The organism is Streptomyces coacervatus, from assembly GCF_029223485.1.
In the GTDB taxonomy this organism is placed as follows: Bacteria; Actinomycetota; Actinomycetes; order Streptomycetales; family Streptomycetaceae; genus Streptomyces; species Streptomyces coacervatus.
The window spans coordinates 392,141-412,715 of sequence record NZ_JARHTP010000005.1; the positions used below are offsets into that span (position 1 = coordinate 392,141).

At 73.8% G+C, this 20,575-nt stretch carries 16 protein-coding genes; 6 read left to right on the forward strand and 10 right to left on the reverse strand.

Annotated elements, in window-relative coordinates; translation table 11 throughout:
• Positions 1-7: 7 nt before the first annotated feature.
• The 10 genes from P2Q00_RS15500 to P2Q00_RS15545 form a co-directional block, all read right to left on the reverse strand.
• A complete protein-coding gene (locus P2Q00_RS15500) occupies positions 8-1,069 on the reverse strand; it encodes a 3-oxoacyl-ACP synthase III family protein (RefSeq protein WP_275773070.1) in 1,062 nt (353 codons plus the stop codon).
• The gene (locus tag P2Q00_RS15505; protein ID WP_275773071.1) at positions 1,066-1,965 is read right to left on the reverse strand and encodes an SDR family NAD(P)-dependent oxidoreductase; all 900 of its coding nucleotides are present in this window, start codon (positions 1,963-1,965) and stop codon (positions 1,066-1,068) included. The genes P2Q00_RS15500 and P2Q00_RS15505 overlap by 4 nt, the downstream gene beginning before the upstream one ends.
• A 46-nt stretch (positions 1,966-2,011) precedes the next feature.
• Entirely contained in the window at positions 2,012-3,235 is a 1,224-nt protein-coding gene (locus P2Q00_RS15510; protein ID WP_275773072.1) for an FAD-dependent monooxygenase, read from the reverse strand.
• A complete protein-coding gene (locus tag P2Q00_RS15515) occupies positions 3,232-6,321 on the reverse strand; it encodes a type I polyketide synthase (RefSeq protein WP_275773073.1) in 3,090 nt (1,029 codons plus the stop codon). Before P2Q00_RS15515 ends, P2Q00_RS15510 begins: the two co-directional genes overlap by 4 nt.
• Positions 6,318-6,593, reverse strand: a complete 276-nt coding sequence (locus P2Q00_RS15520; RefSeq protein WP_275773074.1) for an acyl carrier protein — start codon at positions 6,591-6,593, stop codon at positions 6,318-6,320. Before P2Q00_RS15520 ends, P2Q00_RS15515 begins: the two co-directional genes overlap by 4 nt.
• Positions 6,594-6,653: 60 nt before the next feature.
• Positions 6,654-8,348, reverse strand: coding sequence for an acyl-CoA dehydrogenase family protein (locus P2Q00_RS15525; protein ID WP_275773075.1), 1,695 nt, complete (start codon positions 8,346-8,348; stop codon positions 6,654-6,656).
• Positions 8,345-10,078, reverse strand: coding sequence for an acyl-CoA dehydrogenase family protein (locus P2Q00_RS15530; RefSeq protein ID WP_275773076.1), 1,734 nt, complete (start codon positions 10,076-10,078; stop codon positions 8,345-8,347). Before P2Q00_RS15530 ends, P2Q00_RS15525 begins: the two co-directional genes overlap by 4 nt.
• Before the next feature lie 89 nt (positions 10,079-10,167).
• Positions 10,168-11,988, reverse strand: a complete 1,821-nt coding sequence (locus P2Q00_RS15535; protein ID WP_275773077.1) for a fatty acyl-AMP ligase — start codon at positions 11,986-11,988, stop codon at positions 10,168-10,170.
• Positions 11,985-13,217, reverse strand: a complete 1,233-nt coding sequence (locus P2Q00_RS15540; RefSeq protein ID WP_275773078.1) for a cytochrome P450 — start codon at positions 13,215-13,217, stop codon at positions 11,985-11,987. The genes P2Q00_RS15535 and P2Q00_RS15540 overlap by 4 nt, the downstream gene beginning before the upstream one ends.
• A gap of 50 nt (positions 13,218-13,267) precedes the next feature.
• Positions 13,268-14,440, reverse strand: coding sequence for a class I SAM-dependent methyltransferase (locus P2Q00_RS15545; protein ID WP_275773079.1), 1,173 nt, complete (start codon positions 14,438-14,440; stop codon positions 13,268-13,270).
• Positions 14,441-14,667: 227 nt separating this feature from the next.
• Here P2Q00_RS15545 and P2Q00_RS15550 point away from each other — a divergent pair, with 227 nt between their 5' ends.
• Genes P2Q00_RS15550 through P2Q00_RS15575 form a run of 6 tightly spaced genes read left to right on the forward strand, consistent with a single transcriptional unit; the run spans position 14,668 to position 20,559 of the window.
• Positions 14,668-16,548 carry an HAD-IIIC family phosphatase gene (locus tag P2Q00_RS15550; protein ID WP_275773080.1) on the forward strand — a complete coding sequence of 627 codons (1,881 nt, stop codon included), beginning with the start codon at positions 14,668-14,670 and terminating at the stop codon, positions 16,546-16,548.
• A complete protein-coding gene (locus tag P2Q00_RS15555) occupies positions 16,538-16,873 on the forward strand; it encodes an acyl carrier protein (RefSeq protein WP_275773081.1) in 336 nt (111 codons plus the stop codon). Before P2Q00_RS15550 ends, P2Q00_RS15555 begins: the two co-directional genes overlap by 11 nt.
• Entirely contained in the window at positions 16,870-17,625 is a 756-nt protein-coding gene (locus P2Q00_RS15560) for a 2-oxo acid dehydrogenase subunit E2 (protein ID WP_275773082.1), read from the forward strand. Before P2Q00_RS15555 ends, P2Q00_RS15560 begins: the two co-directional genes overlap by 4 nt.
• Positions 17,622-18,755, forward strand: a complete 1,134-nt coding sequence (locus P2Q00_RS15565) for an alpha/beta hydrolase family protein (RefSeq protein WP_275773083.1) — start codon at positions 17,622-17,624, stop codon at positions 18,753-18,755. Before P2Q00_RS15560 ends, P2Q00_RS15565 begins: the two co-directional genes overlap by 4 nt.
• A complete protein-coding gene (locus P2Q00_RS15570; protein ID WP_275773084.1) occupies positions 18,752-19,531 on the forward strand; it encodes a thioesterase II family protein in 780 nt (259 codons plus the stop codon). The genes P2Q00_RS15565 and P2Q00_RS15570 overlap by 4 nt, the downstream gene beginning before the upstream one ends.
• On the forward strand, positions 19,522-20,559 hold the full coding sequence (locus tag P2Q00_RS15575; protein WP_275773085.1) for a hypothetical protein: 1,038 nt from the start codon (positions 19,522-19,524) through the stop codon (positions 20,557-20,559). The genes P2Q00_RS15570 and P2Q00_RS15575 overlap by 10 nt, the downstream gene beginning before the upstream one ends.
• The last annotated feature ends 16 nt before the right edge of the window (positions 20,560-20,575 follow it).

The following is a 20,575-nucleotide window of genomic DNA, read 5'->3' on the forward strand; positions in this document are numbered from 1 at the left end:
CCGGCCGTCACACGGCGTCCGCCCCGCCGCGGACCTTCTCCAGCGCCAGCCCTCCCTTGATCCACTTGCTGGACTCGACGGCGGCACACAGAGCCCGCTCGCCCTCGCGCATCAGGGGCATCAGCCGGTCCAGCTGGAGCAGCGGCAGGGCGTTGCCGTTGTTGCCGGTGACGGCGACGCAGCTCACCTCGTGGGCCGGTACGGCCAGCTCCTCGACGATGCGCCGGGTCATCCGGCCGGACAGCTGAGGGGGCAGCAGATAGTCGAGTTCGTCGAGTTTCCAGCCGGTGTCGTCGGCCAGTTCACGGACGATCTCCTCCGCCAGCCGGGGCACATACTCCTCGATGGCCTTGTAGTCCTCGGTGGCGGCGGGCCGTCCGGCGTCCCGTTCGGCGGCGCCGAACCACTCGATGACCTGCCCCGGAGGACGCCCGAGACCGACGAAACGCTGGAACACCCGCCGGACGGCCACGGCATGTCCGCGCGGCCTCCTGGACAGTACGGCGGCTGCCGCGCCGTCGCCGAACAGCATGTAGTTCACCAGCTGGTTCGGGTGCAGCCGCGAGAAGTCCTGGTTGAGCGCGAAGTGCTTGTTGCAGATGTCGCCGCCGATGACCAGGCCGGTCAGGTCGTCGTCGGTGGCGTCCGGGTCGCGCAGCAGCCGACAGGCCGTGTCGAGGGCCTGGACGGCGCCCGCGCAGCCCGACTGGAGCTGGTAGGTGGGAACCTGGCCGATGCCGAGCCGGTCGGCGACCAGGTTGACCGTGGCGGGCATCAGATGGTCGGGGGTGGCCGTGCCGAGCACGACGAAGCCGATCTCGCCCGGGTCGACCCGGGCGTCCGCCAGCGCGGCGTCGGCGGCCTGTTCGCACAGATCGGTGAGGGTGAGCGAGCAGGCCCCGGTGTCCAGGTCGGTGGCGAAGTGACGGGCGCGGTTGCCGGTGAAGTCCTCGATCCAGCGGGCGCCGGCGCCGAGCAGCCGGGCCAGCGACTCGTTGGTCACCGGGTCACCGGGCAGCGCGGTGCCGGTCCCGGCGATGTACGGGACTCCGGTACGGGGGCCGTTCATGACGCCCGGCGGTGGGCCAGGGCCCACTCGGCGCGGGCCTGCCGGGCCACCGGGTCGCCGGCCGAACCGGAGCGCAGCACCCGGGCGTCGTCCACGTCGATGTCGGCGGCGGCCCCGCGCACCGTACGGGCGGCCTTGAAGCGCACCAGCATCGGCAGATACAGGGCGGCGACCAGTCGGCGGGGATAGACCAGCCGGCGCCGGCCCTGTTCGATGGCGCGGACGGCGGCCACTGCGAGCTTCTCCGTGTCGCCGATCGGCAGGTTCTTCAGGATGTGCCGGGCGCCCGGCGAATGGGCGGCTTCCGAGAGGAACTGGGTGTCGACCGGGCCGGGCAGCAGCTCCATCACCCCGATCCGGCTGCCCATGAGTTCGAGCCGCAGGGTCTCGGTCATCGCGGCCAGGGCGGACTTGGAGGAGGCGTAGTAGCCGAGGCCGGGCCAGGTGCGCAGCTGCATCAGCGAGGAGACATTGACGACCAGACCGGTGCCGCGGGCCCGCATCTGCGGCACCAGCTCCCGGATCAGTGCCAGCGGGCTCCAGAAGTTGGTCTCGTACACCTCCCGGCCCTCTTCGCGGTCGCCGACGTTCCACTGGAAGCCGAAGCAGCCGACTCCGGCGTTGTTGACCAGGATGTCCACGCCGCCGAGTTCCGTCACGGCGCGATGCGCCAGCGCCTCGGCGTTTCCCGGCACCGAGAGGTCGGTGACCAGTACCACGGGGGTGATCCCGCCCGCGGCGGTGATCTCCGCGGCCAGTGTGAGCAGGGCGCTCTCGGTACGGGCGGCCACGGCCAGCCGGGCACCCTTGGCGGCCAGGGCGAGGGCCAGCGCGCGTCCGATGCCGCTGGAGGCACCGGTGATCAGGACACGCCGGCCGGCGATGGTGCGTTGCATGGCATTGCCTTCCTAAGGGGGACGTCCGGGACGGGGAGGTCAGAGGTCAGGCGAGGCGGAGCGGGTAGTAGATCCGCCGCCAGAGCCAGTGCTTGAGCCAGGGCTGCGAGTCCACCAGCCGGTACGCCTGCTGCCGGACGCGCACGGCCGGGGCACTGGCGAGGCCGAACGCCCGCTCCTGGGCCGACTGGGTCCGGCGGGTGCGTTCCACCGCGGGTTCCCGCAGCTTCTGGAAGCGGGTCACGGCGGCCGTCAGCTGCCGGTGCCGGTCGGGCGCCGCGAGGGCCCGGGAGACGAGCGGGGCCAGGGCGAGGGCGTCCATCAGCGCGTGGTTGACCCCCTGCCCCAGAATCGGCGACAGCGTGTGCGCGGCGTCCCCGATGAGCACCAGACCGGGGCGCGACCAGCGCGGCACCGACGTCGTGAAGATGTCCAGGAGCGACAGATCGCTCCAGCGGGTGAGGTGCGTACGGACCGCCGGGCCCAGTTCGGGCGCGAACGCGGTGATCTGGCCGTGCAGCGCCGCAAGTCCCTGTGCGCGGACCTGTTTCAGGCCGCCCTTGGGGATGTTGAGGCCGACGCGCAGCGACCGGGGGTGCGTAGGCAGCATCAGGGCGTGCCGGTCCCGGTCGATGCGGACCCGCACGGTGTCGTCGTCCCACGCGTCGGGCAGCGGCACCTTGAACCACAGCACATCGCGGCCGAGCGGCCGCTTGCTGAACGGCAGACCGCTCAGCTCCAGGACACTGCTGAACCGTCCGTCGGCGCCGACGGTGAGGTCGGCGTGGATGTCCAGCGGGCCGTCGGCGCCGGTGCAGCGGGCCCCGGTGATCCGGCCGTCGGCCGAGCTCAGCAGGTCGATGACGCTGCTGCGGCGCAGCAGGGTGAATCCCGGGTGGCGGGCGGCCTCCTCGGCCAGCACCTCCAGGAGTACCTGCTGGGGGATCTCGGTCGGCAGGCTGCCGTCCGGGCTGATGTCCCGGAAGTCCACCCGGAGCGCGGGGGCGCCGCCGTCGCTGATCTCGAAGCGGGTGGTGCGTGCGAAGTCCCCGCGGGCGGCGATCGTGTCCATCAGCCCGAGCCGGTGCAGCAGCCGTACCGAGTCGGGGGAGACCGACTCGCCGCGGAAGTGCCGCTTGTAACGTGCGCTCTGTTCCACCACGACCACCCGGTGCCCCCGGCGGGCCAGTTGGAGCCCGAGCATCAGTCCTCCGGGGCCGCCGCCGATGACGCAGACGTCGGCGCGCAGTCGGGCGTTCTGCTCGCTCATGCCGCGGTCCCTTCGAGCACGCCTCGTACCAGGGACACCACGTCGCTGACGCGGTAGGAGGCGGCGGGCCGTTCGGGCAGCTGGGAGAGGTCCACGCCGGGGAAGCGCCCGTCGAGTTCCCGGGCGATGAGCAGCAGGGTCATAGAGTCGTAGCCCAGATCGTCGTAGAGCAGGGTGTCGGGCCCGATGTCCGCACTGCCGTAGCCGCCCGCGCCGGCCACGGCGGCCAGGACCGCCGCCTCGACCGAGTCGGGGCGGGCGGGTTCCACGAGGAGCCGCGGCGCCGGCCGGGCGGCGGTGCGCGGGGCCGGGTCCTCGGTCCGGGCCGGTGCGGTCCCGGTGACGGAGGTGGCGAAGCGGTGCTCGGTGGAGAACACATACGGTGCCGGGCGGTGCCGAGGCCGGTCGGCGGGCCCGTGCAGCCGCTCCCAGTCGATGTCGAGGCCACCGCGGTACAGGTCCGCGACCACCTCCAGAAAGGTGCGGGCATCTGCCTTCTCGCCGGAGCAGACCGCCAACCGCCGTGGGTTTCCGGGCAGTTCGAGCGAGCCCAGCAGTGCGGTCAGCACCGCGCGCGGACCGACCTCCACCACATGGGTGGGCTCCGTGGCCAGGGCAGAGCGGGCCGCGTCGGCGAACAGAACCGGGCGGGTGATCTGCCGGACCCAGTAGTCGGCGTCCGGCGCGGTCGCGTCCAGGGGCCCGCCCAGGACCGTTGAGAACATCGCCACCTCCGGCCGCTCGAACCGCACCGTGCGGGCGGCCTCGGCGAACTCGGCGGTCATGGGCTCCATGAGGGGACTGTGGAAGGCGTGCGAGACCTCCAGGGCCGTACTGCGGACGCCGTCGCGGCGCAGGGCGTCCCGCAGCCGGTCCAGTGCCGCCAGGTCCCCGGAGACGACGGTGCTGTGCGGTCCGTTCACGGCGGCCACCCGCAGCGAGGGCTCGGCGGTCAGGGCCCGCTCGGTCTCGGGCAGCCCGGCCGGCACCGCCAACATGCCGCCACCGGGCGGCAGTTGCTCCATCAGTGCCCCGCGCAGGCACACCAGCCGGGCGGCGTCCGGCAGCGACACCGCACCGGCCAGACAGGCCGCCGCGAACTCGCCGACGCTGTGGCCCAGGACGAACGCCGGGGTGACCCCCAGCTCCGTCAGCGTGCGGCCGAGCGCGTACTCCACCGCGAACAGGGCCGGCTGGGCGAGGCCGGTGCGGTGGATGCGCGGGTCGTCCCCGAGGATCAAATCCCGGACCGACTGGCCGAGATGGGGGGCGCAGGCCGCGTCCGCCTCGGCGAGGAACCGCCGGTACAGCGGCAGCCGGCGGTGCAGTGCGGCGGTCATCCCCGGGTACTGAGCCCCCTGCCCGGTGAACACCAGGCCCACGCGGGCGCCGCCCGCCGGACGGTGGCCGAACCGGTCCGGCAGCGTGTCGTCGTCCCGCGCCGCCCGCTCCAGCAGCCCGGCCAGCTCAGGCCGGCTGTCGACCACGACGGCGAAGCGGTGCGGCAGCCCGGTCCTGACCCGGTTCGAGGCCCGGCACACCTCCGCCAGCGCACTGCCCCGCTGCCCGGCCACATGCGCGGCCTGGGCCTCGGCGTTGCGCCGCAGCGACGCCCGGTCGGGCCCGGACAGGGTGAACACACAGGGCGTGTCCGCCGCGCGGCGGCCGGCCTGGGCGGTCGCGCCGGTCTGGCCTGCCGTACTGGTCTGGCCTGCCGCACCGGCCCGGCCTGCCGCACCGGCCCGGCCTGCCGTACCGGCCCGGCCCGCCGCGCCGGCCCCGGTGGCCGCCGGTAAGGCGGACAGCACCAGATGGGCGTTGGTGCCGCCGAGGCCGAAGCTGCTGACCGAACCCACCGCGTCGGCCGGCAGCCGCAGCGGGGCCGCCGCCAGCCGCAGCCCGCGTTCGGCGAGCCGTAGACCGGTGTTCTCCGGGTGGCTGTGCACGGTGGCCGGGAGCAGCCGGTGGTGCAGGGCGAGGGCGGCCTTGACGAGACCGGCGACACCGGCGGCGCCCTCGGTGTGCCCGATGTTGCCCTTGACCGAGCCGATGGTGCAGGGCCGCTCGCGCGGAACGCCGTGCACATCGCCCAGCGCGGAGGCCTCGATCATGTCCCCCAGCACCGTGCCGGTGCCGTGCACCTCGACGAAGTCGACCTCCTGCGGCCGCACCCCGGCCTGCCGCTGTGCCTCGGCCATCACATCGCGCTGGCCGAAGCGGCTCGGCGCGGTGAACCCGTTGCCGCGCCCACCGTGGCTGACGGCCGAGCCGCGCACCACCGCGTACACCGGATCGCGGGCGTCCAGGGCGTCCTGGAGCCGGCGCAGCACCACCACGGCGGCGCCCTCGCCCCGGCCGATCCCGTCGGCGTCCCGGCTGAACGGCTTGCACTGTCCGTCCGGTGCCGACAGCCCGGCCTGGGTGTAGAAGATGCCCAGCGCCGGGGTCAGGATGACGTTCACCCCCGCCACCAGGGCGGTGTCGCACTCCCCGGCGGCCAGTGATGCGCAGGCCAGGTGCACCGCGACCAGCGAGGACGAACAGGCGGTGTCCACCGCCAGGCTGGGGCCGCGCAGATTGAGCTGGTACGAGAGCCGGTTGGCGATCATGGCGTGGCCGGTACCGGGACCGGTGTGGGCGCCGACGCCGTCGAAGTCGCCCATCCGCAGGGCCCATTCGTCGCCCATCACGCCGACGAACACTCCGGTACGGCTGCCGTCGAGTTCGCCGGGGTGCAGCCCGGCGTCCTCCACGGCCCGCCAGGCGCACTCCAGCAGGATCCGCTGCTGGGGGTCCATGGCGGCCGCCTCGCGGGGCGTGATGCCGAAGAACGCATGGTCGAAGGCGGCGATGTCGTCGAGGTAGCCGCCGCGTGCCGTGTTCATCGTGCCCGGCGCGGCGGTGGGGGAGCCGGAGAGATACCGGGAGGCCTGCCAACGCCCGGCAGGCACCTCCCGCGTGGCGCTCGCCCCATGGGTGAGCAGGGCCCACAGGGCGTCCTTGCCCCGCGCACCGGGAAAGACGCAGTCGATCCCGGTGACGGCGACGGGTGACACGCTCATCGAGTCGCTGGTCGCGTCGCTCATCGAGTGGAGATGACGCCGTGGAGGTGGTCCACGATCGCGTCGATGGTGGGGTGGTCCCAGGCCAGCGTCGGCTCGACGGGCACCTCCAGGGTCTCCTCGATCTCGCTGCAGACGCTGAGGGCGTAGACCGAGTCGAGGCCCGCCTCCGCGAGAGGCCGTGCCGGGTCCAGGGTCTCCGGGGGGTTGCCGAGGTAGTCGGAGACGACCTGGGTGAGCCAGATGTGCAGTTCCTGCTTGGTCGGCAGCACGGGCAGATCCGAGGTCTCGCTCATGGGAGGACTCCTTGGTCGTGTCTTCGGTGGTGGGGTGTGGTGGCGCGGTGTGGCGGTGGGTCAGGCGAGGGGCAGACGGTCGAGGTCGAACCCGGCATGCCGGTCGTGGCGGTTGAACAGCTCCGCCAGCAGTTCGTCCTCGACGGCTGTGGGCAGCTGTCCGGGGGCGGAACCGAGCCGCTCGGCCAGCCGGTGCAGTGCGGCCGTGAGCCATGCGGTGCCGCCGAGGAAGGGGTCGGAGTGCCGTCGGCGGTCCAGCCAGGTCCCGGCGCAGGCAGCGGCGGCGAGCAGGGCCGCGTACTGCGCGGCGGCGCCGAATCCCTGCGGGCCGGCCGTCACGGTGCGCTCGGGGCGCGGCAACTCGGCGCACTCGTGGGCGAGTTCACGGAAGCGGGCGGTCAGGAGGCGTACCAGCGTGCCGAGATGGCCGCCGGACTCGCCGCTCTCGCGCAGCACGGCCCGGCCGAGGGCGGGCCAGGCGGCACCCAGCGGATCGCGGCCGCGGGCGCTGAGCGCCAGCCGGTCGTAGCGCAGCGGCGGCAGCGGGCCGCCCGCTGCGAAGAGGGCGTCGGGCGGCGGCGGTCCGTCGTTGGCCCACGACTGACGGGCCAGGGCGGGGAGTTGGGGGACCACCGACGCCAGACAGGCGAGCGGGCCGGCGTGTCCGAGGCTGAGCACCGGGAGGTCCCGCAGATGCTTCTGGAAGATCGCGTACGGGCCTTCGCGCAGATAGTGCCGCGCGCCCAGCACCACCGACAGCCCGTCCGAGGCATCCAGCAGGATCCGCGGGCCCAGGTACTTCGCCGCCGCCGCATACGGCCCCGCCTCGCCTGGCAGCAGATGCAGCGCCCGGCAGGCCGCCGTGGTCAGACAGTCGGCGGTCAGCAGGCCGGTGAAGGCGGTCGCCAACAGGGAGCGCGCATGCGGCAGTTCGGCGACCGTGGCCCCGTAGAGGCGGCGTTCCCGGGCGAAGCGGACGGTGACCCGCAGCTGGGTGTCCAGGGTGCCCAGTGCCATGCTCGGCAGGGCCGCCCGGGTGATCTGGAACGCCCGCAGCGCGGTCTCCATGCCGCTGCCGGGCGGGCCGATCAGGCTGCTTTCGGGGATCCGGCAGTCGGTGAACTCCACGCCGCCCAGCTCGCATCCGCGCACCCCGACCGTGCCGAACCGCGGCATCGGGCGCATCGAGGCGGGTGCCACGGCGGCCGGGTCGACCAGGAGCAGGGAGTGGCTGCGGCTGCCCGCGCCGGGATCCGTGCGGGCGAACAGCACCAGGGCGCGGGCCCGTCCGACGTTGTTGATCACCTCCTTGCGCCCGTTGAGCACCAGCGACCCGTTCTCGGGGCGGGCGGCGAACTCCTGCTGCCCGAAGTCGTTGCCGTGCGCGAGCTCGTGGAAGCAGACGGCGGCCCTGCCGCCCGCCAGTACGGTGTCCGCCAGCCGGCGCTGCTGCTCCGGGTCGCCGGAGGTCCAGACGTTGACGGCGGCCATGATCGTGGTGACGCCGTAGCCGAGCCCCAGTGCGCCGTCGCGGCCGAACAGCGGCCGCAGCCCGCGGGCCATGGCGTCGACGTCGGTCAGCCGTCCGCCCAGGGCTGCCGGGACGAACTCCGCGCCGAGCCCGTAGGAGTCGAGCAACTCCTCGCCGCCCGGCGGGAGTTGCCCCGCCTCGTCGGCCGCGACCACGGCCTCGTGCCCCAGCGGGTTGTCCGGGTCCCACGGGTCGCCGAGCAGCTGCTGCAGTGCCATGGTCATGCGGTGTCACCTCGCAGGGTCGGGTCGTCGGCCGGATGGGCGCGGGGCAGCAGCGAGAGCACCGGGCCGGGCTCGGCCGGGTCGCGGGGAGCCAGCGCCAGGCCGGCCAGCCGGGCATGGATGCGGTGGGTGTCGTACGAGGGGACCGGGCGGCCCAGGATCCGGGGCAGCAGCCGCAACAGGGCCGCCTCGACCCAGAGCCCGTCCGCCCAGAGGGCAAGCGCCGGACCGGACGCGGTGGCGGCGATCCAGCGGTGGTTGTGCGTCCACAGGTGGAGGGCGGCGGCCGCCGCGTACAGGGCGCAGTAGCGTTCGGCGAGCGCGAAGGCGGCGCTGGGCACCCGGACGGCGGACGGCCGGTGCGCGGCCAGCTCCTCGTGCAGGGCCGAGGAGGCGGCGTGCACCCGCGCCGCCAGCAGGGCCACGCGGGGCGGCAGGCCGACCGGTTCGACAGGCTCGACAAGCAGCGACTGTACGAGGCTGGAGCCGCCGCGGGCCGTCAACGACAGCCGGGCGGTGTCCAGTTCGGGCAGCGTGGTGCGCAGGTCCGCCGCCGCGGCGACCCCTTCGCCGTCGGCCGTGCCGCGGCGGTGGCCGCGGGCGAGCGCGGGGAAGTTGTTGACGAGGGCGTGCAGATTGACCACGGTGCTGCCGTCGAAGAGGCCGACGATGCGATGGTCGCGGGCCACCTTCTGGAACATGCCGTGGGCGTGCACCCCGGACAGGAAGGCCCGCGCCCCCAGCAACTGCCCCAGCCGGTCGATCGCGGCCGCGGCCAGCGTGGGCACCAGATACTTGGCGGCCGCGGAGGCGACCGCCCCTTCCCCGGTGAGCGTGTGCAGACAGCGGCTGGTCACCACGCCCACGGCCTCGGCGCACAGCAGATCGGCGACGGCCTCGCCGAGGCTGTGCCGGGCCTGCGGCAGTTCGGCCAGCGGTCTGCCGTAGAGCCGCCGCTGCGCCATGAAGCCGGTCGTGAGCGCCAGGGCGTGATCGCCGGCCCCCAGGGAGAGCGAGGCGCACATCGTCCGGGTCAGCTGGAGGCTTTTGAGGACGATCTCCACGCCGGCGCCCTCCGCCCCGATCAGCGCGTCGGAGGGCACGGTCGCCCCGTCGAAGCCGATTCCGCTGATGTCCGCCCCACGGATGCCGTGGGTACGGACCTTGGGCAGGGTGCGGTAGCCGCCGGGCCCGTGCGGCAGTCGCCGTTTGTCGGCGAGCAGCAGGCTGAAGCCGCGCGGCCCGCCCGCCGGGTCGGTGCGGGCCAGCACACAGACCAGCTGTCCCCGGCCGGCATTGTTGATCAGCCACTTCTCACCGTGCAGCCGGTAGCCGTCCGGGCCCGGCACCGCGGTGACATCACCCGCCAGCAGATCGCTGCCGTGGTCCGGTTCGGTCAGCCCCCAGGCCACGACCGTGCCGGCCAGCACGTCCTCGGCGAGCGCGCGGGCCTGCCCCGGGTCGGCGCCCACCCAGGCGGACACGGCACCCAGATAGGTCTTCGCATGGGCCACGGCGACGGTCAGATCGCGCCGGGCGACGGCACGGATCACCGCCAGCGCCTCGTCATAGGCGCCCAGCACGCCACCGAGGCGCACCGGCACATAGGCGGCGGGCAGCCCGGCGGCATCCAGGGCGGCACAGGCCTCGGCGGGGAACGCGTCACGTTCGTCGAGCCGGGCGAGCCGGGCGTACGAGAACACCCCGTCGGGCTCGAAGGGGTCACCCATCAGCCGCTCCCACCGCCGGGCGAGCAACTCGGGCCGGTAGTGCGCAGGAAGCGTTCTGGGCCCGGCTGTCCGTCCCGGGGCCGCGGCGGTCATGGCCGGGGCCCGTCGACGAGTGCCCCGGCAGGCACGAAGGGGGCGCCTGCTGCGCGTCGCGGCGAGGCGGACGTTGTCTGTCGGGGCACCGGCGCGGGCTGGAGCGTGCGCAGCTCTCCCGCCGCGTGCAGGTCCCGCATCGCCGAGCGGCGGATCTTGCCGCTGGTGGTGCGCAGGACGGTGCCGGGCCGGGCCAGCAGGATCCGTGCGCCGCCGATGCCGAACTCCCGGGCCAGGCCCAGGGCCGCCCGGTCGGCGATGTCGGCCAGTTCCCCGGGGCCCAGGCCGTGCGGGCGGATCTCCTGTACGACCACCACGCGCTCGTCCTCGTCGCAGAACGCCGCCGCCGCACCGCGCGTCAGCGCGGGATGGACGGCTCCCGTCACGTCCTCGATCTCCTGCGGGTTCAGATTGCGGCCCTTGACGACCAGTACGTCCTTCAGCCGCCCGGTGACGAACAGCTCGCCCTCGTGGACGACTCCGATGTCGCCGGTGCGCAGATAGCCCGAGCGGCCGTCGGCCGTGGTGGCCCCGAAGGTGCCCGCGGTGGCCTCGGGGCGCGCCCAGTAGCCGCCGGCGACATTGCGGGCGCGCACCCAGATCTCCCCGGTGCGGCCGTCCGGCAGCGCGGTCCCGGCGGCGGGATCCACCACCAGCAGGTCACGCCCGCCGACCGGGCCGCTGCCGACCAACTCCCGTACACCGCACCGCTCTTCGTCGTGCGGCGCCGGCACCAGCTCCCCGCGCTGCAGGGCGTCCGTCAGCACGGGCACCGTCACCGGCACCCGGTCGGGCCGGTCACCGGTGACGATCAGGGTGGCCTCGGCCATGCCGTAGCAGGGCAGCATGGTCTCGGGCCGCAGCCCGGCAGGGGCCAGCCGCCGGGTGAAGTCGGCGATGGTCCGGGCCCGCACCGGCTCGGCGCCGTTGACCGCCACCCGCCAGCGGGACAGGTCGAGCCCGCTGATCTGGGCGTCGGTCAGCCGCGACACGCACAGGGCGTACCCGAAGTCGGGGGAGCCGGAGAAGTGGATGTCGTGACGGTCGATCATCTCCAGCCACGACAGGGGCCGCTTGACGAAGCTCACCGGAGCCATGAACACGCTGCTGCCGCCGTGGAAGAGCGGCTGGAGCAGCATGCCCATCAGGCCGAGGTCGTGATAGTGCGGCAGCCAGCCGCCGAAGCGGGTGCCCGCGTCGCTGCCCAACGTGGCGGCGATGTCACGGGCGTTGTGGACCAGATGGTCGTGGGAGACCATCACCCCCTTGGGATCGCTGGTCGACCCCGAGGTGTACTGGAGCAGGGCCAGGTCGTCGGCCGCGACCGGGCGCGGCGACCAGTCCGGATCGCCGGCCGGTACGGAGTCGGTGACCTCGCACCCGAGCGAAAGCCCCTCCGCGGCGATCCACTGCCGTACCTCCGCCTGCCCGGACGCGTCGGTGACCACCAGCGACGTTCCGCAGTCGTGGACGATCCCGGCCAGCCGCTGCTGGTCGCGGCGCTGCCGGCCCGGCATCGGCGCGGGCACCGCCACCGCCCCGGCGTACAGACAGCCCAGCAGGCTCTTGGCGAACTCCAGCCCGGGCCCGTGCAGCAGCAGCACGGGCCGGCCCGCCGCACCCAGCGCGCACAGCCGCTCACCGATCCGCCGCGCGGCCCGGTCCAGTTCGGCGTACGTCAGGTCGGCGCGGGCCTCCTCGTCCCGGGGGTCCGGCAGGAACGTCAGCGCGATCCGGGAGCCCGCGGTGCGCGCGTGCGAGGCGACCAGGACCGGCAGGGTGCCGGAGATCGCGTCCGGCGTGGTCGGGGCGCTCACCGGAGCGTCACCGGCACCGACGAGAAGCGGCGCAGGGCGAGACCGGGCACCCGCGTCGGGGCGCCGGACAGGCGTACGCCGGGGTAGTGGGCGTAGAGCCGGCCCAGCACCACCTCCAGCTCGATACGGGCCAGGGCCGCGCCCAGGCAGTAGTGCGCGCCGAGCCCGAAGCTGAGCGGCCGCTCGTCGGCTCGGTCCAGGATCAGCCGGTGCGGGTCGGGGAAGTGCTCCGGGTCGCGGTTGGCGGCGCCGAGCAGGGCCACCACGGCCGTCCCCTTGGGCAGCGGAACTCCCCCGACGACGGTGTCCTCCAGGGCCACCCGGCGGGACATCTGGATGGATCCGTCGAAGCGGGTGAGTTCGTCGATGGCCGGACCCAGCAGGGCGGGGTCCTCGCGGAGCCGGGCGAGCTGGTCGGGGTGCCGGTCCAGGGCCACCAGCGCGTTGCCGATCATGCCGGCCGTCGTCTCGAATCCGGCGGCGAACAACAGCACCAGGGTGTCGACCAGTTCGTCCTCGGTCAGCCGGTCCCCGTCGGTGTCGCGGACCGCCACCAGGGCCGACGTCATGTCGTCCTGCGGGTCCTGGCGGCGCTCGGCGATCAGCTTCGCGAAGTAGGCGCGGATGGCGAGGAAGGCGGCGTCCCCCTCGGCCAGTTCCTCCTCGCTCACCACGACCTCGAACATCACCCCGCACTTGCGGACCCAGTCGCGGAACGGCGGCAGATCCTCCTCGGGCACGCCCAGCAGCTGGGCCATGACCGCGATCGGGATCGGCAGCGCGAGCGCCGACTGGAGGTCCACCGTCCCGCCCTCGGCGGCCTCGGCGGCCAGCGACTCCAGGATGCCGTCGGCGAGTTCGGTGATGTAGGAGCGCAGGCTCTCGATGCGCCGGGCGGTGAAGGCGTAAGAGACCAGACGGCGCAGCCGGGAGTGGTCGGGAGGGTTGTTTCCGATCATGGTGGAGTACACGTGCCGCAGCAACGGGTGCTCCCGCCAGCCCGGCTGGTTGGCGTCGAACCAGAAGGAGTCCGCCATGCCGAACGCGTCGCCCAGCAGCACCTGCCTGCACTCCGGATAGGCCGATACGAAGCACGCCCCCAGCTCGCTGAGGAAGACCGGAGCGGTATCGCGGAGCAGGTCGTACGAGGGGAAGGGGTTCTCCTTGCCCTCGGGAGTGATCATGGACAGCAGGGCGGCCTCGGCGGCCGGAGCTGCGGCAAGGGTCATCAGTGCCTCCAAGTCGGGACGGGACGGACCAGGGCCTCGGGCCGCCCGGATCAGGCGGGGAACGCCTCGCGGGGGATCCAGCCGGGGCTGGGCTGTTCGTGGTTCGCGCCCTTCTCCACGAAGGCGACGTTGTGGTGGAAGTGCACGCCGGTCACGTGGTGCGCGGCAGGGGGCAGTTCGGCCGGGGAGCCGGACCGGTACTCGCGGTGGTGCAGCAGATCCACCAGCGAGGCCATCAGGCCCAGGGAGGTCGCGGCGTCCTGGGTGCCGAGCGGGCTGCCGCCGTAGCCGGGCCAGTACGAGGTCTGGATGTCCTCGACGACATAGAGGCCGCCCTCGCGCACATGCGGGAAGAGCGCCTCGAACGAGGTGCGGACATGGCCGTTGACATGGCTGCCGTCGTCGATGACCACGTCGAACGGGCCCAGTTCCGCGGCCAGGGCGGCCAGGAACTCCGGGTCGCTCTGATCGCCCCGGACGGTGCGCACGCGCGGCCCGAGCGTCTGAGGCTTGCGGTACAGATCGAGGCCGTAGACCAGTCCGCGCCGGAAGTACCGCTGCCACATCAGCAGCGAGCCCCCGCCGAAGGACTCGTCGGCATAGCCGCCGACGCCGATCTCCAGCACCCGCACCGGCTCGTCGCGCAGCGCCCGGAAGTACCGGTCGTAGTGGCGGGTGTACCAGTGCACACCGCCCCACTTGTCGGAACCGGCGGCGACCGCCCACCGGCCCAGGTCGCACTCGGTGGCCGAGCAGGCCGCCAGCAGGGCCTCCACGCCCTGCACCGAGGGGCCCATCTCCTTGGCCAGCGCGGAGATGTCACTCGTCTCCGGCCAGTCGATCTCCACCTGCGGCGGGGCGGGCCGCAGCCCGTCGCGCGGTCCGAAGAGCGACCGCAGCAGCTCGCCCAGGTCGTAGGTGACCGTGACGGCCGTCCGCGACGGGCGGCCGGGGATCACCTCGGTCCGTTCGCCACGGGCCGTCACCTCGTAGTCCGCCAACTGCCCGTCGTACCGGATCCGCAGATGCACCGCGGCCGGGACCGCCTGCTGCGGCGGGTCCCAGCGCACCGGGATCTCCCGCACCGCGACGGCCGACGCCCGCGCGAAGCCGACCTCGCCCACCGCGGCGGCCAGCCCGCGCGGGCCGGCCCCCACTGCGGTCACCAGGGCCTCGACCGCGTCCCAGTCCTCCCAGTCGTCCCGTCCAGAGGTGCTCCTCATGGCCGACCCTCCTCAGGTCCGTCGGGGCAGTTCACGGCGACAACCGCCGACCAGACCTTGCGGCAGAGGGCTTAAGAACCGCCTATTCCGGCCATCGAGCCGTACGCAGGCGGGGCGTAAGGACGCCTTCCTACGGTTTCCCCGCAGCTCCGCCTCCGCCCGCCGGGCGGCCCCCGGCCCGCGGGCGGAGGCGGGATTCCCGATCCGAGGATCCGAGGAAGGAAGCCGTGAATCACGCCGTACCGCCGCTGGCCGAACTGCGTGCCCTCAGACGCGAGGGGCTGGCCCACGACCCGGGCCGCACCCGCGCACTGCTGGGCGCGCTGGAGGATCCCCTGGACCTGGAGGCCGCCGGAGCCCTGCTCGCCGGGCCGGCGGCACGCGAGCAGCTGGAGCGGGCGCCCGGACTGACCGGCCGCCGGGTCGCGCTGCTGGGCAGTTCCACCCTGGACCAGTTGCCGCATCTGCTGACCGCGGCCATGGTCCGCGACGGGATGGTCCCCGCCGTGCGGTCGGCCGGCTTCGACCAGTGGCAGTGGGAAATCCTGTCCGGCGCACCGGAGTTGAGGGAGCACCGGCCGGACCTGACGGCGCTGCTCCTCGACGACCACGCCCTCTACGGCCGTGTCGCCGACCCCCTGGACATCGACGCCGTCGAGGCGGCCTGCGCCGAACTCCCCGGCACCCTGCGCGAGTGGACCGCCGCAGCCCACGAACTGCTGGGCGGGCTCACCGTCCTGTGCACGATCCCGCTCGGTCCGCTCGGCCGCGACCGGATCGTGGACTACCGCACCAAGGCCCGGCTGGACGCCGCCTGGCACCGGATGAACGCGGCGATCCTGGAGCTCGGCGGCGCGCTGCCCGCCACCGTGGTCCTGTCCCACGACGGCATCGCCGCGCACGCCGGGGGCACGGTCTTCGGCAGCCACCGGATGCGGCACATCGCGGGCCAGATCTTCGCGCCCCGATTCCTTACGGCGTACGCCGACGAGCTGTCCCGCGTGGCGCGCGCCCAGCTGGGCGCTGCCAGGAAGTGCCTCGTACTGGATCTGGACAACACCCTCTGGGGCGGAATCCTCGGCGACGACGGCATCGCCGGACTGCGCATCGGCGGCTCCTATCCGGGCTCGGCCCACCGCGAACTCCAGGAAACAGCAAGGGACTTGGCCGCCCAGGGGGTGGTTCTCGCGATCGCCTCCAAGAACGACGACGAACCGGTGCGCGAGGCTCTCGCCACCCATCCGGACATGGTCCTGTCGCCGTCCTCCTTCGCGGCGATACGCGCCGGCTGGGACCCCAAGCCCGGCAATGTGCGCGAGATCGCCGCCGAGCTGAACCTCGGCCTCGATGCACTGGTCTTCGTCGACGACTCACCCGTCGAGCGCGGCCTGATGCGCAGCGCCCTGCCCGAGGTGACGACCGTCGAACTGCCCCCCGACCCGGCCGGCCACGCCGCCCACCTGGCCGCCCGCGGCGACTTCGCGGTCCTCGCCCTCACCGGCGAGGACCGCGACCGCGCCCGCCTCTACCAGGCTCGCGCCCGTCGTGCCGAGGCGCGCGCGGACGCCACCGACCTCCAGGAATACCTCCAGGACCTCGGCTCCCGGCTGACCCTGGAGGCGGCGGGCCCGCTGAACACCGAGCGCATCAGCCATCTCTTCGGCAAGACCAACCAGTTCAACCTGACCGGCCGCCGCTACGCGCCCGACGACATCGCCGGTCCCGCCGCGGGCACCGGCTTCTACGCCGCCCGGCTCACCGACCGCTTCGGCGACAACGGCCTGGTCGCGGCCCTCGCGCTCAGCGGGCAACCGGACAGCGGCTGGCGGATCGACAACCTGGTGCTGAGCTGCCGGGTCTTCTCACGCGGCGTCGAGGACTGCCTCATCGCCCTGCTGCTGAACGCCGCCCGGCGCCGCGGCGCCCCGGCCGTGCTGGCCGGGTTCCGCCCCACACCCAAGAACCGGCGGTTCGCCGACTTCTACCTCCGGCACGGCTTCACCGAGGCCGTACCCGGCCGGGAGTTCCGCCATGACCTCGACGACATCGCCGGGCCGCCGCACTGGATCGAGATCGCCGAGCCCGAAGGAGCCTTCCATGCCCACTGATACGGAGCCTGCCATGCCCACGGATTCCGGCGTGCCCACCGATGCCGAGCCCGTCGATTCCCGCTCCATGGCCGTCGACTGCGGCTCCATGGCCGTCGACGTCGCCCGGATCGTCGCCGACCTCCTGGACGTGGACCAGGCCGGGCTGACACCGGCCACCCTGCTCGCCGACATCGAGGGCTGGGACTCGGTCAACCAGCTGCGGCTGCTGCTCCATCTGGAACGCGATCTGTCCGCCCCCCTCGACTACGACCGGTTCCTGAGTGCGGCCTCCCTCGCCGACCTGGTCCTGCTCGCCCGGCACACCGCGGCCGGCACCGCGTGACCGCCGTCGCCTCCGCACTGCCCCGGGCCCGCCGCGGCACCTGGGCCTTCCTGGACGTGGCCCGCCGCACCTGCCACGTCCACCTCCTGACGGACGTCGACGCCACCGCCCTGGTCCGGGCCCGGGCCGCGGCGCCCCATCTCTCGTACGTCAGCTTCGTCGCGAAGGCCGCCGCCGACACGGTCGCCGCCCATCCGCAGGCCGGCGCGCTGCTGCACGGCGGGCGGCTGCACCCCCGGCTGACCGTGCTGGACGACATCCACGTCAAGATCCTCTTCGACCGGACGGACAAGGGGCAGCGCTGCGTCCTGTCCGGCACCGTCGCGGCGGCCCAGCTCCTGACGGTGGACGACATCCAGCGCCGGGTCGACTCCTACAAGAACGCCCCCCTCAGCGACGACGGCCCGTTCCGCGCCGCCCTGCGCCTCGGACGCCTGCCGCTGCCCGCCGCCCGCCTGCTCTACGGGGCGGCCCTGCGTAATCCCGAGCGCCGGGCCCAGGTCCAGGGGACGCTCTCGGTGACCTCCGTCGGCCAGGAGCCGGTACGCGCCGTGCTGCCCATGATCTCCGGCCCCCTCGGCTTCGGCTTCGGCCGTATCACCGAGTCCGCGGTCGTGCGCGACGGCGCCCTCACCGTGGCCCCGGTCCTCACCCTCTCGCTCGCGTTCGACCACCGCGTCCTCGACGGAGCCCTGGCCGCCCAGGTGCTCGCCCACGTCAAACGCCGTCTCGAAACATGGGAAACTCCGTGACCGACTCCGCCGCCGCGCTCCGACTCGCCGAGGCCAAGAGCTTCGTGGGCCTGCATGCCCGGCACATGGGACTGCGCACGCGCCGCGTCCAGGACACCCTGCGCCGCATCACCGCACTCGACGGCGAGCAGCCCGGGAGCTGGCTCGCCGAATGGACCCGGCCGGCCGAGGAGCAGCTGCGCCGCGGCCACCACCAGGCCGCCGCCGATCACTACAACCTCGCCCGCTTCCCCTGCGCCGACACCGCGGCCAAACGGCGCGCCGAACAGCTGGCCGCGCAGAGCATGCTCGGACTGCTGCGCACCCGCCGGCACGGCCGCCGCCAGACCCTCGTCCACGAAGGACGGGAGGTCACCTTCCTGTTCGGCCCCGGCCGCCGCCGATCGGCACCCCTCGTCGTGATGATGGGCGGCATCGTCTCCCTCAAGGAACAGTGGGGGAGCCTGCTCGCCGCCGTACCGAGAGCCGGATGCGCCGTCGCCGTCGCGGACTTTCCCGGCGTGGGCGAGAACGGTGTGCCCTACTCCCGCACCGCCGGCCGGGTGTTCAGCGCCCTGATCGACGCCGTCGCGGGCGACTGCGACGCCGGCCGCACGCTCGTCGTGGCCCCGTCCTTCGCCGGCCATCTCGCGCTGAAGCAGGCGCCCGACGACCCCCGCATCAAGGGCGTGGTCACGGTCGGAGCTCCCCTGCAGGAGTTCTTCGTCGACCCCCACATCCGCGCCGCGATGCCCCGGATCACCCGCGCCGCACTGGAGCACACCTGCGGCCTGCCGCCCGAGCGCCTCGACGCGCAGCTGGCCGAACTGGCCCTGTCCCACGACGAGTTGGCCGACCTGGATCTTCCCGTGCACTACCTCGCCAGTCTCCGCGACGAGATCATCCCCACCACCGAGTGGCGCCGGGCGGCGGCGCTCAACCCCCGGTGGCGCGTGCACGCGTTCGACGACGTGCACGGCTCCCCACGGCATGTCACCCGGATCCGGGCCATGATCCTCGGCGACATCCTGGCCCACGCCGGCCGTCGCCACACGGCCAGGACCCTGGGGACCCTGCAGGCGATCCGGCCCCTGCACGCGGTCGGACCCCTCATCCGCCCCCGCCCGGCCCGCACCGGACACGCCTCATGAACGCCTTCATCCGCCCTCGCCCGGTGAACGCCCCTGCCCTGCGGCTGATCGGCTTCCACCACGCGGGCGGCTCCGCGGGCTCGTACCACCGCATGGGCCGCCATCTGCCGGACGACTGGGACCTGTTGCTGTACGACCTCCCGGGCCGGGGCAGGCGGCATGCCGAGCCGCCGGCGGGCGACTGGGCAACCGTGCTCCGGCGCGTCCTGGCCGACCTGGCCGACCTGGACCCCTCGGACGAGGTGCCGACCGCGTTCTTCGGGCACAGCTTCGGTGCCGTCGTAGCCCTGGAAACGGCCCGGGCGCTCGCCGAGGCCGGACGGCCGCCGGTGTGGGTGGGCGTCTCCGGCCACCTCCCGCCGAGCGTGCGCCCGCCGTACCGCCTCACCGAACTCGACGATCCCGAGCTCCTGAACACCCTGGTCACGATGGGCGGCGTCCCCCGCCCCCTGGCCGAGATGCCGGAGGTGGCGCTACGACTGCTCCGCCTCACCCGGGCCGACCTGCACGCCGCCGAGTCCTACGCGCCGGCCCCGGACCGCCACGCCCTGCCGTGCCCCCTGACCGTGTTCGGCGGCAGCAGCGACCCCTGGGCCCCCCGCCCGCAGATGGGCGGCTGGGCCCGCGAAACCCGGGCCGCCTGCCGCTGGCGGTACTTCCCCGGCGGACACTTCTACCTCCTGGGCCCCGCCCTCCCGAAGATCACCGTCGAAGTGGTGTCCGAGATCCGCCGAGCCGCTCCCCGCGCCGTCTGGGGTGACCCGGCATGCGCCTGACCGAAGTCACCGTCCTGTCCTCCACGAAACCACACGCCCTCTGGTGCCTCCTGACCACGCACCCGGAGCCGGCAGCGCCGTCCGGTGCCGGGGCCGGGTCGGCTCCGCGGGACACGTGGCCGGTGGGGGCCGCGCTGCCGGCCGGCACCTCCGCGGGGCCGGCTCCCCGGGACACACGGCCGGTGGGGATCGCGTCGCCGTCCGGCGCCCCCGCGAGTCCGGGCCCCCGGGACACCGGGAGCCCCGCGGCCCCGTTGTTCTCCACCGGTGACGTGCTCGCCCCCGCCCCGACCACACCCCCGACGGCGTCCACGACCCCGCCCCCCGCCGAGGGCCCGGCACGGCGACTGGCGCTTCAGCTGCTGGAACGAGCCCAGGAGGACGACGCCCCGACCCCTCGCTGGTACCTGCTGGCCGAGCCCGAGGAACCCCCCTGCTCGGCCGCCGCCCTGACCGAGCTGGGAGAGGCCCTGCGGCAAGCTCTCACCGCGCACAGCTGCCATCACGAGGTCGTCCGTTCGCTGGCCGCCGACGACACGCTGACCGTGGTCTGCTCCAGCCGGCACAGGCTCCCGCCGAGCGGGTCCGCCCCCCAACGGCTCCCCACCTACTACCCCCAACTCCTCGAACGCATCGGCCAACTCGCGGACCAGGGGCTGCGGGCCGCCGCCATCACCCGTCGTCTCCGGGACGAGGGGTTCGCCCAGGCCCCCGGCCGCGACGACCGGATCAGCCTCCGTACCGTCCAGCGTCTGCTCCACGAGGACCTGAGCCTCCCGCTCCAGACGCGCTACCGGCGAGGGCCCGCGCCGGGAGAGGAGCCCGGTCCCGACGAATGGTGGCTCCGGGACCTCGCGATCGAACTCTCCATGCCCACCATCACCCTCTACACCTGGGTCCGCCGGGGCTGGGTACGCGACGCCCGCAAAGAGACCCGCCCCCCGTACCGCTGGATAGTCCGCGCCGACGACAACGACATCGCCGCCCTGCGCGAACGCCGCTTCCGCAACTCGGCCCAGGTGCAATGACCCGGAGAGAGACAGA